This window comes from Streptomyces sp. NPDC090445 (assembly GCF_044769385.1).
Taxonomy (GTDB): domain Bacteria; phylum Actinomycetota; class Actinomycetes; order Streptomycetales; family Streptomycetaceae; genus Streptomyces.
In genome coordinates this window covers 458578-471794 of record NZ_JBIVXV010000003.1, presented here as the reverse complement: position 1 = coordinate 471794, position 13217 = coordinate 458578, and the positions used below count along the sequence as shown (strand labels likewise).

Sequence of the window (13217 nt, the reverse complement as noted above, 5' to 3'; positions counted from 1 at the left end):
GTCCCGAGCCCGGCCGGCAGGCGGCGGTCAGGAGTCCGGGGCTGCGGATCCCACGAGCCACATCGCGAAGAACTGCGCCCCGCCGCCGTACGCGTGTCCCAGCGCCCGCCGGGCTCCGGGCACCTGGTGCTCCCCGGCCCGGCCGCGGACCTGCAGGGCCGCCTCGGCGAAGCGGATCATGCCGGAGGCGCCGATCGGGTTGGTGGACAGGACGCCCCCGGAGGGGTTCACGGGGAGGTCCCCGTCGAGCTCGGTCACCCCTGCCTCGGTGAGCTTCCAGCCCTCGCCCTCCTGCGCGAAGCCCAGGTTCTCCAGCCACATCGGCTCGTACCAGGAAAAGGGCACGTACATCTCCACGGCGTCGATCTCGCGGCGCGGGTCGGTGATGCCCGCCTGCCGGTACACGTCGGCCGCGCAGTCCTTGCCCGCCTGCGGCGACACGAAGTCCTTCCCGGCGAAGAGGGTCGGCTCGCTGCGCATCGCGCCGCCGTGCAGCCAGGCGGGCGGGTGCGGGGAACGGGCCGCGCCCGCCCGGTCGGTGAGGACCATGGCGCAGGCGCCGTCCGAGGAGGGGCAGGTCTCGGAGTAGCGGATCGGGTCCCACAGCATGGGTGAGGCCTGGACCTTCTCCAGGGTGATGCCGTGCTCGTGGAGGTGTGCGTACGGGTTCTTCAGCGCATTGCGGCGGTCTTTGTAGGCGACGAGCGAGCCGACGGTGTCGGGCGCGCCGGTGCGCCGCATGTACGCGCGCACGTGCGGGGCGAAGAAGCCGCCCGCGCCGGCCAGCAGCGGCTGCTGGAAGGGGACGGGCAGCGAAAGGCCCCACATGGCGTTGGATTCGGACTGCTTCTCGAAGGCCAGGGTGAGCACGGTGCGGTGGACGCGGGCGGCGACCAGGTTGGCGGCGACCAGGGCCGTGGACCCGCCGACCGAGCCGGCGGTGTGGACGCGCAGCATGGGTTTGCCGGTGGCGCCGAGGGCGTCCGCGAGGTACAGCTCGGGCATCATCACGCCCTCGAAGAAGTCGGGGGCCTTGCCGATGACGACCGCGTCGATGTCCGCCCAGGCCAGTCCGGCGTCGGCGAGGGCGCGGACCGCGGCCTCGCGGACGAGGCCGGCGAGGGACACGTCGCGGCGGGCGGCGACGTGCTTGGTCTGGCCGATGCCGACGACGGCCACGGGCTCCTTGCTCATGTGCGGTCCCCTTCCAGGACGGCGACCAGGTTCTGCTGCAGGCAGGGGCCGGAGGTGGCGTGGGCGACGGCCCGGTCGGACTCGCCCCGGTGGATCCGGGCGGCGGCCTCGCCGATCCGGATCAGGCCGGCGGCCATGAGCGGGTTGGCGGCGAGCGCCCCGCCCGAGGGGTTGACGGCCACGGCGCCGTCGTCGCCGATGCCGAGGGCCTTGCGCAGGACGACTTCCTGGGAGGAGAAGGGGGCGTGCAGTTCGGCCGTGTCCACGGGGCTGTCGAAGAAGCCGGCGTGCCGGGCCGCGGTCCGGGTGGACGGGGAGTCGGTCAGGTCGCGCAGGCCCAGGCCGTGGGCCTCGATGCGGTGGTCGATGCCGGTGATCCAGGCCGGGCGGGCGCACAGCCGCCGCGCGGTGTCGCCGGCGGCCAGCACGACCGCGGCCGCGCCGTCGCCGATGGGCGGGCAGTCGCCCGTGCGCAGGGGGCGCACCTGGTAGTCGCCCTGCGGGACGGGGCCGCGGAGCTGGGCGTGCGGGTTGGCCGCGGCTGCGGCGCGGCTGCGGGCGCCGATGGCGGCGAGGGCGGGTTCGTCGGTCTCGCCCGCGTCGATCAGTGCCTGGGCCTGGAGGGCGGCCAGGGCCACCGCGTCGGGCCACAGGGGTGCCAGGTAGTAGGGGTCGAGCTGCCGGGTCAGGACGTCGCGCACCGGGCCCGGGGAGGACTTGCCGTACGCGTACACGAGCGCGGTGTCGGCCTCGCCGGTCTGGATCTCGACCCAGGCCTCGTACAGCGCCCAGGCGCCGTCCATCTCGACGTGCGACTCGGAGATCGGCGGCCAGGCGCCCACGCCGTCGAGGGTCATGGTGAACGAGAAGGCCCGGCCGGCGAGGTAGTCGGAGGAGCCGGAGCAGGTGAAGCCGATGTCGCCGGTGCGCAGCCCGGTCTGCCGGAGCACCTCGTGCAGGACCGGCATGACCATCTCGACTTCGCTCAGCTCGTCGGTGCGGCGCAGGTGGTCGCTCTGCGCGAAGCCGACGACCGCGACCTCTCGCGCGTACCGGGTCCCGTCGGTCACAACAGCTCCTTGTAGGTGTCGTACTCGGCGTCCGGCTCGCCCGTGGGGCGGTAGTGGTCGGGGTAGCGGCCGCCTTCGGTCCACACGGGCTCGACGCGCAGGCCCATGCGGACCTGGTCGTAGGGGATGCCGCCGATCCGGCCGTGCAGGGCGAGGTCGGCGCCGTCGAGGGCGATGTGCGCGTAGACGTACGGCACTTCGATGTCGAGATTCGCCGTGTGCGCAGCCTTGATGTTGACGATGCAGAAGGTGGTGACCGTGCCGCGCGGGCCGGCCTCGACGCGGTCGGTGGTGGCGACCCCGCAGGTGGGGCAGGCGCCGCGGGGCGGGACGTACACCTTGTGGCAGGAGGGGCAGCGTTCGCCGACGGTGCGGTGCTCGGCGAGGGCTCCGAGGTACGCGGTCTGGGCGCGGCCGGGGCTGTAGGTGTAGTCGAGGCGGGCGGGGGCGGTGATGCCGGTGACGGGTTCGGCGAAGACCCCGTCGTGCGGGGTGGCGGTCGTGGTTCCGGTCCCGGGGCCGTCCGCGGGCTCGTCGGGCTCATCGGGCTCATCGGGCTCGCAGGGCTCGAAGCAGGAGATGTCGGTGATGGAGCCGGTGCGTTCGGCGGCCCAGCGGATGCGGACCCGCATGCCGGTGCGGACGGCGTCCGGGCCGGGCGCGTCGAGGGCGTGCAGCAGGGCGGTGCCGGCCCCGTCGAGGCGGACCAGTACCCAGGCGAAGGGGGTGCCGAGGGGCTGGTTCGGGCGGGGGTGGCCGTTCCAGGCGAAGGTGGTGACGGTGCCGGTGGGGGCGACCTGGACGAGTTCGCGCAGTTCCTCGGCGGTGGCGGGGTCGTACTCGACGGGCGGGACCATCACCGAGCCGTCGGAGGTCTTCACGCCGAGGACGACGCGCTCGCGCAGCCCGGTGAGGAAGGCGCTCTGCACGGGTCCGAGGGACCGGGTGAAGGGGAACTCGACGACGAGGGGCGCGCGCAGCACCTCGGGCGGGGACGCGGCGTTCATGGCTGCTCTCCCAGTTCTCCGGGTCGGATGGGATGGATGCGGCGGCGCCCCGCAGGGGCGCGGGGAACTGCGCGGCCGGCCCCCCGCCGGCCCGCGGTGTCACGGCCGGGCTCCCCGCGGAGCGCTCAGGCGCGGCGGTAGACAGGGGGGCGTTTCTCGGCGAAGGCGCGGGCGCCCTCCTTGGCGTCGGCGGTGTCGAAGACCGGCCATCCGCGGGCGAGTTCGGCGGCGAGTCCCGCGGTCTCGTCCAGTGCGGCGGTCTCGTACACCGAGGCCTTGACGGCCTCGACGGCGAGGGGTCCGCAGGCGTTGATCTGCCCGGCGATCTCCAGGGCCTTGTCCAGGGCCGTTCCGGTGGGGACGACGTGGCCGACGAGCCCGATCCGGGCGGCCTCCTCGGCGGAGTAGGGCCGGCCGGTCAGGAGCATCTCCAGGGCGTGGGTGCGGGGGATCTGGCGGGGCAGCCGTACGGTCGAGCCGCCGATCGGGAACAGGCCCCGCCGGACCTCGAAGAGTCCGAAGGTGGCGCCGGCGCCCGCGACGCGGATGTCGGTGCCCTGGAGGATCTCGGTGCCGCCGGCCACGCAGTGGCCCTCGACGGCGGCGATGACGGGCTTGCGCGGCCGGTGGTGGCGCAGCATCGCCTTCCAGTGCAGGTCGGGGTCGGCCTTGAGGCGGTCGCGGTACCGGTCGCCGGCCATGCCCTTTCCCGCGAGCGCCTTGAGGTCCATCCCGGCGCAGAAGTCGCCTCCGGCGCCGGTGAGGACGATCGAGCGGACGGTGTCGTCGGCGTCGGCCTCCAGCCAGCCGTCGTGGAGGCCGACCAGCAGGGGCAGCGAGAGCGCGTTCTTCGCCTCGGGGCGGTTCATCGTGAGCACCAGCGTGGCGCCGTGCCGTTCGACGGTGAGGTGTTCGGTACCGACCATTGCCGTCCTCCCTCTCAAGACCTAGAACAGGTTGCAGGAGCGTGGGGTGCAGTTCAAGGGTTTTCTGACACTCAGTCAGTTTTCTTGTCCGCGCCCTTCCCAGTTGCCGGGGGCGGCGCTGTAATGACCGCCGGGCGGTCCGGCCGGGCGTCCGCCAAGGGAGCTTCGGGGGTCAGGAGGAGCGGTGGAGTACAACCTTGCCGACCTGTTCGAATCGGTCGTGGACGCGGTCCCGTCGGACCGCGAGGCCCTGGTGTACGTGGACCACCCGGGGACCGGTGCCGAGCGCCGCCTCACGTACGCGCAGCTGGACGCGGCGGCCAACCGCATCGCCCACCACCTGCGGGACAGCGGGCTGAAGGCCGGCGAGCACGTGGGCCTGCACCTCTACAACGGGGTCGAGTACCTCCAGACCGTCCTGGCCTGCCTGAAGGCCCGCCTGGTGCCGGTGAACGTCAACTACCGGTACGTGGAGGAGGAGCTGGTCTACCTCTACGGCGACGCCGACCTCGCCGCCCTCGTCTTCGAGGGGGAGTTCACGGCGCGGGTGGCGGCCGCCCTGCCGCGCACGCCGAAGCTGCGCCATCTGATCCGGGTCGGGGAGGCGCCCGGGGATGCGCCGGAGCCGGCCGTCGCCCCGGTCGCGTTCGCGGACGCCGAGGCGGCCGGCTCGCCGGCCCGCGGCTTCCCGCCCCGCTCCCCCGACGACCTGTTCATCATCTACACGGGCGGCACGACCGGCATGCCGAAGGGCGTCATGTGGCGGGCGGAGGACCTGTTCTTCGCGGGCCTGTTCGGCGGGGAGCCGTCGGGCGAGCCGGTGAAGCGGCCGGAGGAGCTGGCGGAGCGGGTCGCGGCGCGCGGCGCCGGACTCACCTTCTTCCCCGCTCCGCCGCTGATGCACGGCACGTCGACGCTGACCTCGTTCATCGCCTTCAACTACGGCCAGCGGGTGGTCATCCACCGCAAGTACGTCCCCGAGGAGGTGCTGCGGACGATCGAGAAGGAGCAGGTGTCGAGCGTGTCCCTGGTGGGCGACGCGATGCTGCGGCCGCTCATCGACGCGCTGAAGGGCCCCCTGAAGGGGACCGACCTGTCCTCGCTGTTCAGCGTGTCCTCGTCCGGGGCGATCATGTCGGACTCGGTCCGCGCCGAGTTCCTCCGGCTCGTCCCGAACGTGCTGCTGCTGAACAACTTCGGCTCCTCGGAGTCCGGGTCCAACGGCCGGGCCGCCGACGACGCGGGCCCGGAGCGGGGCTTCCGGCTCGTCGTCAACGACCGTACGCAGGTGGTGGATCCGGTGACGCACGAGCCGGTGCCGCCGGGCGTGCCGGGGCGGCTGGCGCAGCGCGGCCACGTACCGCTCGGCTACTACAACGACCCGGTGAAGACCGCCGAGACCTTCTTCCGGAAGGGCGACGAGCGGTGGGTGCTGCTCGGGGACATGGCCACCGTGGACGGCGAGGGCATCGTCACCGTCCTGGGGCGCGGCTCGCAGTGCATCAACACGGGCGGCGAGAAGGTGTACCCGGAGGAGGTCGAGCAGGCGCTCAAGGCCCACCCCGACGTGTACGACGCCCTGGTCGCCGGAGTGCCGGACGCGCAGTGGGGCAGCCATGTCGCAGCCGTGGTCCAGCTGCGCGCGGGCGCGCCGGAGCCGACGCTGGACGAGATCCAGAGCCACTGCCGGACCAGGCTGGCGGGCTACAAGATCCCGCGCCAGCTGGTCGTCGCGCCGGCCGTGCAGCGGTCGCCGAGCGGGAAGGCGGACTACCGGTGGGCGAAGTCGGTGGCGGCGGAAGCCGACGCGGCCGCCCGCCGGGACCGGCCGCCGACCGACTGACGGGCATCGGAGCACGCCGTCACGCGATCACTCGTTCGAGTCATTGATTTCGGCCGCCCGCCTCGGGCAATGTACCGAATGATCGGTCGGCTGTTCGGCTCACGACGGGGTGAAGGCACATGACGCAGTACGAGGACGTCCGGGACGCCGGCGAGCGGCTCGGCCGCGACGAGCTGGCCGCACTGCAACTGACCCGGCTGCGGGAGACCCTGGCCCGCGCCTACGAGCGGGTGCCCTTCTACCGGCAGGCCTTCGACAAGGCCGGGGTGCATCCGGACGACTGCCGGTCCCTCGCCGATCTCGCCCTCTTCCCCTTCACCGCGAAGACGGACCTGCGCGACCAGTACCCCTTCGGCATGTTCGCCGTGCCCCGCACGGAGGTGCGCCGCCTCCACGCCTCCAGCGGCACCACCGGCCGCCCCACCGTGGTCGGCTACACGGACGGGGACCTGGACACCTGGGCGTCGGTCGTCGCCCGCTCGATCCGGGCGGCGGGCGGCCGCCCGGGCCAGATCGTGCACATCGCGTACGGGTACGGCCTGTTCACCGGAGGCCTGGGCGCGCACTACGGGGCGGAGCGGCTGGGCTGTACGGTCGTGCCCGCCTCCGGCGGCATGACGGACCGCCAGGTGCGGCTGATCCAGGACTTCCGGCCGGAGGTCATCATGGTGACGCCCTCGTACATGCTGACCCTGCTCGACGAGATGGAGCGGCAGGGCATCGACCCGCGCAGCACGTCCCTGCGGACCGGGATCTTCGGTGCGGAGCCGTGGACGGAGGGGATGCGCCGGGAGATCGAGGAGCGGCTCGGCATCGACGCGGTGGACATCTACGGCCTGTCCGAGGTGATCGGCCCGGGTGTCGCGCAGGAGTTCGCCACCCACAAGGACGGCCTGCACATCTGGGAGGACCACTTCTACCCGGAGGTGGTGGACCCGGTGACCGGCGAGGTGCTGCCGGACGGCGAGCCCGGGGAGCTGGTGTTCACCTCCCTCACGAAGGAGGCCATGCCGGTGGTCCGCTACCGGACCCGGGACCTGACGCGGCTGCTGCCGGGGACCGCCCGGCCGGCGTTCCGGCGCATGGAGAAGATCACCGGGCGCTGCGACGACATGCTGATCCTGCGCGGGGTGAACCTGTACCCGACCCAGATCGAGGAGATCCTGCTCGCGACGCCCGGGCTGGCCCCGCACTTCCAGCTGCGGCTGACCCGCGAGGGCCGGATGGACGCGCTGACGGTACGGGTGGAGGCCCGCCCGGATACGGACGCCGCCCGGCGGGAGTCCGCGGCCGCGGCCGTGGTGCGGGCGGTCAAGGAGGGCATCGGGATCACCGTCGCGGTCGAGGTCGTCGCCCCGGAGACACTGGAGCGCTCCGTGGGGAAGCTCAAGCGGCTCGTCGACCTGCGCGGCAGCGGGGAACGGGGGAACACGCGTCCGGGCGGCTGACACGCCCGATCGGCCGCACTTCGGTCCGGCCTCCGAGAGCCGCCGGGCCCGTGCGGGTAGTGCATGAGGCGTGACCGCCAAGCTCCGCCACCTCCACGACCGGCTCCTGGCCTCCCCGGCCGGGCTCGCCTGGAGCCGGGGGCGCGAGATGGAGCTGATGCACCGGGCCATGGGCTTCGCCGCCCTCGGGTTCCTGACCCTGGTGCCGCTGCTGGTCGTGGTGGCGGCCGCCGCGCCCGGCAGCGGCTCGAACTTCGGCCGCTGGCTCGGCCAGGCGCTCGGGGTCACGGCGTCCTCCCGGGCCCGGATCGAGATGCTGTTCGCGTCGGCCGACCTGGCGCTGGAGCGGACGACCGCCTTCGGCCTCGCGGCCCTGGCGGTGTTCGGCCTCACCTTCGGGTCGGCCGTGCAGACCGGGTACGAGAAGGTCTGGGACCTGCCCACCGCCCGGTGGCACACCATGTGGCGGCACGTCATCTGGCTCGCCCTGCTGGTGTGCTACCTGGCGCTGCTCGTCGGGATCCCCGCCCCGTCGGACGACGTGCTGGGCAACCTCCTCGTCGGCACCGGGGACGTCATCGGCACCTGCGTGTTCTTCTGGGGGTCCCAGCGCCTGCTGCTCGGGGGCCGGGTCCGCTGGCGGGCCCTGCTGCCCGGGGCGGTGGCGACCGGCCTGGGCCTGCTCGGCCTGCGCGTCTTCTCCCAGCTGGTGTTCTCGCCGCTGATCGCCTCCAACGCCGTGACGTACGGGCCGTTCGGCACCCTGCTGGTCGTCCAGTCCTGGCTCGTCGGCGTCGGCTTCGTCGTCTACGGGGGCGCACTCGTGGGCCGCCTGGTCCACGAGCACCTCACCCTGCGCCGGCTGCACCACTCGGGCCTGCTCCCCGACTGACCGGCCCCGCCTGCACGGCCCCGCCCGGGCCGCCCGTCAGGCGAGCCGCAGGTCGACGTACGGCACGGTGTCGCCGGGCAGCAGGTAGCGCTCCACCTCGACGAACCCCCGGGCCAGGGCGAACCGCAGCCCGTCCTCGTTCGACTCCAGGACCACCGTCTCGACGGCGTCCGCGCCGAGCCGTCGCGCCTCCGCGAGGGCGTGCCCGTACAGCTGCGTGCCGAGCCCCTGCCGCCGGTGCCCGGGGAGCACCCGTGCGATGACCGTCGCCGGCCCGTCCTCGGCCGGCGGGCGCACCGTCGAGCAGCCGACGAGGGTGTCACCGCGGTAGGCGACGTCCAGGAGGTGGCGCCCGGCCCGCTCGCGCACCTCGTCGGGCGACAGCGGATCCGTGGGGATGATCAGGTTGTGGACGTGCCGCCAGTGCCGCAGCAGGTCCTCACTGCCGCCGTCCACGCGTTCGATACGAAGATCGCTCATCGCCCCAGGGAACGGCCCGCGGCAGCCCGTGTCAACGGTCGGCCGCCCGGCCGAACCGGTCGCGGAGCTCGCGCTTGAGGATCCTGCCGCTGGCGTTGCGCGGCAGGGCGTCGACGAACTGCACCCGCTTCGGGGCCTTGAAGTGGGCCAGCCGCTCCCGCGCGTCCGCCGGCAGCTCCGCCTCCGCCACCTCCCCGCGCGGCACCACCACGGCCGTGACCGCCTCGATCCGGCGTGCGTCGGGCAGCCCCCCGACGGCCGCCTCGGCCACCGCCGGGTGCGTGGAGAGCACGTCCTCGACCTGCCGGGAGGCGACCAGCACCCCGCCCGAGTTGACCCGATCCCGGTACCGGACGGCCTCCCGCCCCGGAAACCGCCGCGCGCTGTCGTGCACCACACCGTCGACCGTGTTGTCCCGCACTGCCGTCATGCCGCGACCCTCGTCCCCCCGCGCACCCCCGTCAACCACCGCGAGACCGAACGGGCTGCCGCCCGCGAGCCCCCGCCAGGCCGTGTCAGCCGCACAGGGCAGCCGCCTGCACGTCCACCGCCCCGGGGCCGAGCGGGACGGGCAGCTCGTGCTTCAGGTGCGCCCCGAGGTCGAAGACGTTCGCGGCGAGGACGAGCTGGCGCGCGCCGTCCGCGGTGGTGAGGGCGAAACTGGTGAAACCGGGTCCGGCTCCGTCGGACCCCCACGCCTCGACCGACCTGGCGCCCGGCCCCGAGCCGCAGGGCACTGTCCTGCGCTGCACGCCGAGTCCGTACGCCGAGTCCTCGGAGATCTCCACCGTGGTCAGCAGTTCGCGCTGCTGGGCGGGGCGCAGCAGCGACCCGGAGAACAGGGCCCGGTGGAAGCGGGCCAGGTCGTCGACGGTGGAGACCATGGCACCGGCGGTCCAGTCGTACGACGGGCTGAACCGGGTCACGTCCCGTCCCTTGAGGTCGTAGCCGTGCAGATGAGGGCCGTGAACGGCAGGATCGGTCACCGGAAAGTAGGTGTTCTCGAGGCCGAGGGGGTCGAGGATCCGGCGGCGGATCTCGGCAGGTGCGCTGCGGCGCGTGACGGCCTCGATCACCAGACCGGCAAGCAGGTAGTTGGTGTTCGAGTACGACCAGACCCTGTCGGGCCCACGTGGTGTCGGCTCGTGGCGGACGGCACGGGCGATCACCTCCCGCGGGGTGTAGACGTGGCCCCACTCGTGGTCGTCCAGGTAGGGGGAGAAGAACTCGGGCTCGGTGGTCGGGTCGTAGATCCCCGAGGTGTGATTGAGCAGCTGCCGGATGGTGATGGCCCTGCCGTCGTTGCCGTTTCCCCTGACGACGCCGGGCAGCCAGCGCTCCACGCTGTCGTCGAGCGAGAGCCGTCCCTCTCCCTCCAGTTGCAGGAGCACCGTCGACACGAACGCCTTGGTGTTGCTGGCGATCCGGAACCGGTGGTCCGGCCGGGCTCGCTCGCCGCTCGCCTTGTTCGCGAGCCCGGCCGCCGTACGCAACTCCCGCTCTCCGTGTCTGGCGTAGGCCACGGCACCGGGGAATCCGTCCGCGACCATCTGCTCCAGGGCCTCCGTGACTCCGGCGGGCGGTGAGGCCGGCGTCCGCTCCGCCGCAGCCGCCGGGAGGATTCCCGACACCGCGACCGTGCACATCGCCGCCAGCAGCGCGGCAGCCCGTATCCCTGATGTCACCGTTCTCGGCCCTTCCCCTGTCGCCCGTCCTGTCCGGGCCCAGCGTGCAGGGCCGCCGGGCCCGTCGCCCATCCGGCTGGTACCCGGGTCGGTGCGGGGGTTGTCCCCACCCGTGGCCCTCCTGCCCCTTGGCGCCCGCCGCGGCCGAGGCCGCGGCCGCGCGGCAGCCTCACGGGCTCACGGGCTCACGGGCTTGCGGGCCTCACGGGCTCACGGCGAGGAAGAGGTAGGCCGCCAGGACGACCAGGTGGACGCCGCCCTGGAGCAGGGTGGCGCGGCCCAGTACGACGGTGAGCGTGCCGACCGCGACGGTCAGGGCGAGCAGCACCATGTGGACCGGTCCGAGGCCCAGCAGCAGCGGGCCCGACAGCCACAGGGAGGCGAGGGCGATGGCCGGGATGGTCAGGCCGATGCTGGCGAGGGCGGAGCCGTACGCGAGGTTGAGGCTGGTCTGGACGCGGTCGCGGCTCGCGGCGCGGACGGCGGCGAGCGTCTCGGGCAGCAGGACGAGCAGGGCGATGACGACGCCGACGACGGCCTGCGGCAGACCGGCCTCCGCCACGGCCGACTCGATGGTCGGCGACACGGACTTGGCGTTGCCGACGACGGCGACGAGGGAGACGAGCAGCAGTCCGAGGCTGATCAGGGCGGCGCGGGCGGTCGGGGGCGCGGCGTGGCGGTCGTCGCCCCGGTCCGTGCCGGTGACGACGGGCAGGAAGTAGTCCCGGTGGCGGATGGTCTGCACGGAGACGAACAGCCCGTAGAGGGCGAGCGAGGCGCAGGCGGCGAAGGTGAGCTGGGCCGTGGAGAACTCCGGGCCGGGTTTGCTGGTGGTGAACGTCGGCAGGACCAGGCTGAGGGTGGCGAGGGTCGCCACGCTGGCCAGGGCGGCGCCGGAGCCCTCGGCGTTGAAGACGGCGACGCGGTTGCGCAGCGCGCCGACGAGCAGGGACAGGCCGACGATGCCGTTGCAGGTGATCATGACGGCGGCGAAGACGGTGTCGCGGGCGAGGGAGGCGGTTTTGGGGCCGCCGTCGACCATCAGGGTGACGATGAGGGCCACTTCGATGACGGTGACGGCCACCGCGAGGACGAGGGAGCCGAACGGCTCGCCCACCCGGTGGGCGACGACCTCGGCGTGGTGCACGGCCGCCAGCACCGCGCCGGCAAGGCACAGCGCGACGATCGCCACCGCGAATCCCGGCAGGTCCCGCCCCCAGCCGAGCACGAGCGCGAGGAGCGAGACGAGCGGGACCAGGACGGTCCACGCGGCGGCGGGGAGCCTGAGTACGGCGCGTCTCATGCCCCCACGCTGCCACGACCCGTGATCCGCCGCGCGACCGGCGGTGCGGGCCGGGGGGGGGGGGGGGGGCGGCGGGGGGGGCGGGGGGGCCCCCCCCCCCCCCGCGGGCCCCCCCGCCCCCCCCCCCCCCCCGGCCCGCCCCCCGGCCCCCCCCCCCCCCCCCCCCCCCGCGCCGGGGGGGGGGGGCGGGGCCCCCCCCGGGGGGGGGGGCCCCCCCCCCCCCCGCCGCAACCGTGGAAGGACTACCAGAAGATGACGGCGTACCCGTCGCCGCTGCCGATCGACGTACCGCCCCTGCCGCCCGACGTGGTGCCGGCGCCACCGCCACCGGCACCGATCCCGCCGGTGCTGGCGTCGCCGGGCAGGCCGACGATGCCGTCCACGGCTTCACCGCCGCTGTTGCCGGGCCCGCCCGGGTCCCCGGTTCGGGTCACGCCGCCGGTGCGGCAGGTGGCGGTGCCGCCGGTGCCGGGCGTGCCGTCCGCTCCGTCGACGGTGGTCCCGCCACCGCCGCCGCCACCGCCGCCACCGCCGCCGGCGGTGACCAGGACGTCGCCCTTGGGCGAGGCCAGGGTGGTGGCACTGCCCGCGGTGCCCGGGTTGCCGGCGGCGCCCGGGCCTCCGCCCGTGCCGCCGGCACCGCCGGTACCGCCCGTGCCGCCGTCGCCGACGACGACCACGTACGACTGCCCCGGCTTCACCGGGACGGCGCACCACGCGAGGCCGCCGCCACCGCCGCCGCCACCGGTGCCGCCGGAACCGATGTTGCGGCCGCTGCCGCCGCCACCGCCGCCGCCACCGCCGCCGCCGGCGCCCCAGGCCTGGATGAACACCGAGGTCACGCCCGGCGGGGGCACGAAGGTCCCGTCGTTGGTGTACTCCTGCACTCCGTGGTGCGGGAGCTTCTGCTTCTTCTTCTGGTCCTGCTTCGGCTTCTGCTTCGGCTCGTCGGCCCCCGACGGCGGGCCGTCCTCCAGGCGGAGGTCTTCGGACCGGGAGGGATCGTCGTGGCCCGGCGGCGGCTCCAGCAGGTTCCTGGCGGAGGCGGCCGCGCGGGCCGCGGGGTCTCCGGCCGCCTGGGCCAGCGGGGACATGACCAGCAGTTGGCCTGTGACGGCCGCCGCCGTGAGGGCCGCGACGCCCAGGGCCCGTTGCCGGGAGCGGCGGGAGGTGGTACTCGCGTTCATGACTTCCTAACCTCCCTGGCCCGCAGGGCGGCCCGAGGAGTGCGGTGAGAGTGGCACGAGATGCGGACGCGCAGGTCCGCCGCGCCATCTCACCGTCGCCCGCGCGCAGCCCGCCGCAGGCCCCGCCGCCCGATACTCCTGTCGGCCCTCGATGTTGCGCCGGTCAGACCACTCGGTCGGAC

Annotated in this window: 11 protein-coding genes and 1 pseudogene; 3 read left to right on the top strand and 9 right to left on the bottom strand. The window is 74.1% G+C overall.

Annotated elements, in window-relative coordinates; genetic code table 11:
- Positions 1 to 27: 27 nt before the first annotated feature.
- From ACIQUT_RS10155 to ACIQUT_RS10140, 4 genes are all read right to left on the bottom strand, one after another.
- Positions 28 to 1194, bottom strand: a complete 1167-nt coding sequence (locus ACIQUT_RS10155) for a thiolase domain-containing protein (RefSeq protein ID WP_403561389.1) — start codon at positions 1192 to 1194, stop codon at positions 28 to 30.
- Positions 1191 to 2264: a thiolase domain-containing protein gene (locus ACIQUT_RS10150; RefSeq protein WP_403561387.1), complete on the bottom strand. Its 1074-nt coding sequence runs from the start codon at positions 2262 to 2264 to the stop codon at positions 1191 to 1193. The genes ACIQUT_RS10155 and ACIQUT_RS10150 overlap by 4 nt, the downstream gene beginning before the upstream one ends.
- Entirely contained in the window at positions 2261 to 3271 is a 1011-nt protein-coding gene (locus ACIQUT_RS10145; protein ID WP_403561385.1) for a Zn-ribbon domain-containing OB-fold protein, read from the bottom strand. The genes ACIQUT_RS10150 and ACIQUT_RS10145 overlap by 4 nt, the downstream gene beginning before the upstream one ends.
- Positions 3272 to 3396: 125 nt before the next feature.
- Entirely contained in the window at positions 3397 to 4197 is an 801-nt protein-coding gene (locus ACIQUT_RS10140; protein ID WP_403561383.1) for a crotonase/enoyl-CoA hydratase family protein, read from the bottom strand.
- Between the two features lie 184 nt (positions 4198 to 4381).
- On the opposite strand from ACIQUT_RS10140, the gene ACIQUT_RS10135 reads away from it, so the two are divergent.
- From ACIQUT_RS10135 to ACIQUT_RS10125, 3 genes are all read left to right on the top strand, one after another.
- The gene (locus ACIQUT_RS10135; protein WP_403561381.1) at positions 4382 to 6040 is read left to right on the top strand and encodes an acyl-CoA synthetase; all 1659 of its coding nucleotides are present in this window, start codon (positions 4382 to 4384) and stop codon (positions 6038 to 6040) included.
- Positions 6041 to 6159: 119 nt separating this feature from the next.
- Positions 6160 to 7488: a phenylacetate--CoA ligase PaaK gene (gene paaK, locus ACIQUT_RS10130; protein ID WP_403561379.1), complete on the top strand. Its 1329-nt coding sequence runs from the start codon at positions 6160 to 6162 to the stop codon at positions 7486 to 7488.
- A 70-nt stretch (positions 7489 to 7558) separates the two neighbouring features.
- Positions 7559 to 8380 (top strand): YhjD/YihY/BrkB family envelope integrity protein, encoded by an 822-nt coding sequence (locus ACIQUT_RS10125; RefSeq protein ID WP_403561377.1) that lies wholly within the window; start codon positions 7559 to 7561, stop codon positions 8378 to 8380.
- 36 nt (positions 8381 to 8416) lie between these two features.
- Here the strand turns inward: ACIQUT_RS10125 and ACIQUT_RS10120 are convergent, their stop codons facing one another.
- The 5 genes and pseudogenes from ACIQUT_RS10120 to ACIQUT_RS10100 form a co-directional block, all read right to left on the bottom strand.
- Complete coding sequence (locus tag ACIQUT_RS10120) at positions 8417 to 8860, bottom strand: GNAT family N-acetyltransferase (protein WP_403561375.1); 444 nt, start codon at positions 8858 to 8860, stop codon at positions 8417 to 8419.
- 31 nt (positions 8861 to 8891) lie between these two features.
- Positions 8892 to 9212, bottom strand: a pseudogene (locus ACIQUT_RS10115) (acyl-CoA synthetase); the annotation flags it as partial.
- Positions 9213 to 9375: 163 nt separating this feature from the next.
- The gene (locus tag ACIQUT_RS10110) at positions 9376 to 10545 is read right to left on the bottom strand and encodes a serine hydrolase domain-containing protein (protein WP_403561373.1); all 1170 of its coding nucleotides are present in this window, start codon (positions 10543 to 10545) and stop codon (positions 9376 to 9378) included.
- A 202-nt stretch (positions 10546 to 10747) separates the two neighbouring features.
- On the bottom strand, positions 10748 to 11848 hold the full coding sequence (locus ACIQUT_RS10105; protein ID WP_403561371.1) for a calcium:proton antiporter: 1101 nt from the start codon (positions 11846 to 11848) through the stop codon (positions 10748 to 10750).
- A 242-nt stretch (positions 11849 to 12090) separates the two neighbouring features.
- Positions 12091 to 13035, bottom strand: coding sequence for a hypothetical protein (locus ACIQUT_RS10100; RefSeq protein ID WP_403561369.1), 945 nt, complete (start codon positions 13033 to 13035; stop codon positions 12091 to 12093).
- Positions 13036 to 13217 lie beyond the last annotated feature (182 nt).

What these genes read in the sequence shown, in the direction of transcription:
- ACIQUT_RS10155 (WP_403561389.1), bottom strand. Translation starts at nt 1,194, where the DNA reads ATGAGCAAGGAGCCCGTGGCCGTCGTCGGCATCGGCCAGACCAAGCAC.
- ACIQUT_RS10145 (WP_403561385.1), bottom strand. Translation starts at nt 3,271, where the DNA reads ATGAACGCCGCGTCCCCGCCCGAGGTGCTGCGCGCGCCCCTCGTCGTC.
- ACIQUT_RS10140 (WP_403561383.1), bottom strand. Translation starts at nt 4,197, where the DNA reads ATGGTCGGTACCGAACACCTCACCGTCGAACGGCACGGCGCCACGCTG.
- paaK (WP_403561379.1), top strand. Translation starts at nt 6,160, where the DNA reads ATGACGCAGTACGAGGACGTCCGGGACGCCGGCGAGCGGCTCGGCCGC.
- ACIQUT_RS10120 (WP_403561375.1), bottom strand. Translation starts at nt 8,860, where the DNA reads ATGAGCGATCTTCGTATCGAACGCGTGGACGGCGGCAGTGAGGACCTG.
- ACIQUT_RS10105 (WP_403561371.1), bottom strand. Translation starts at nt 11,848, where the DNA reads ATGAGACGCGCCGTACTCAGGCTCCCCGCCGCCGCGTGGACCGTCCTG.
- ACIQUT_RS10100 (WP_403561369.1), bottom strand. Translation starts at nt 13,035, where the DNA reads ATGAACGCGAGTACCACCTCCCGCCGCTCCCGGCAACGGGCCCTGGGC.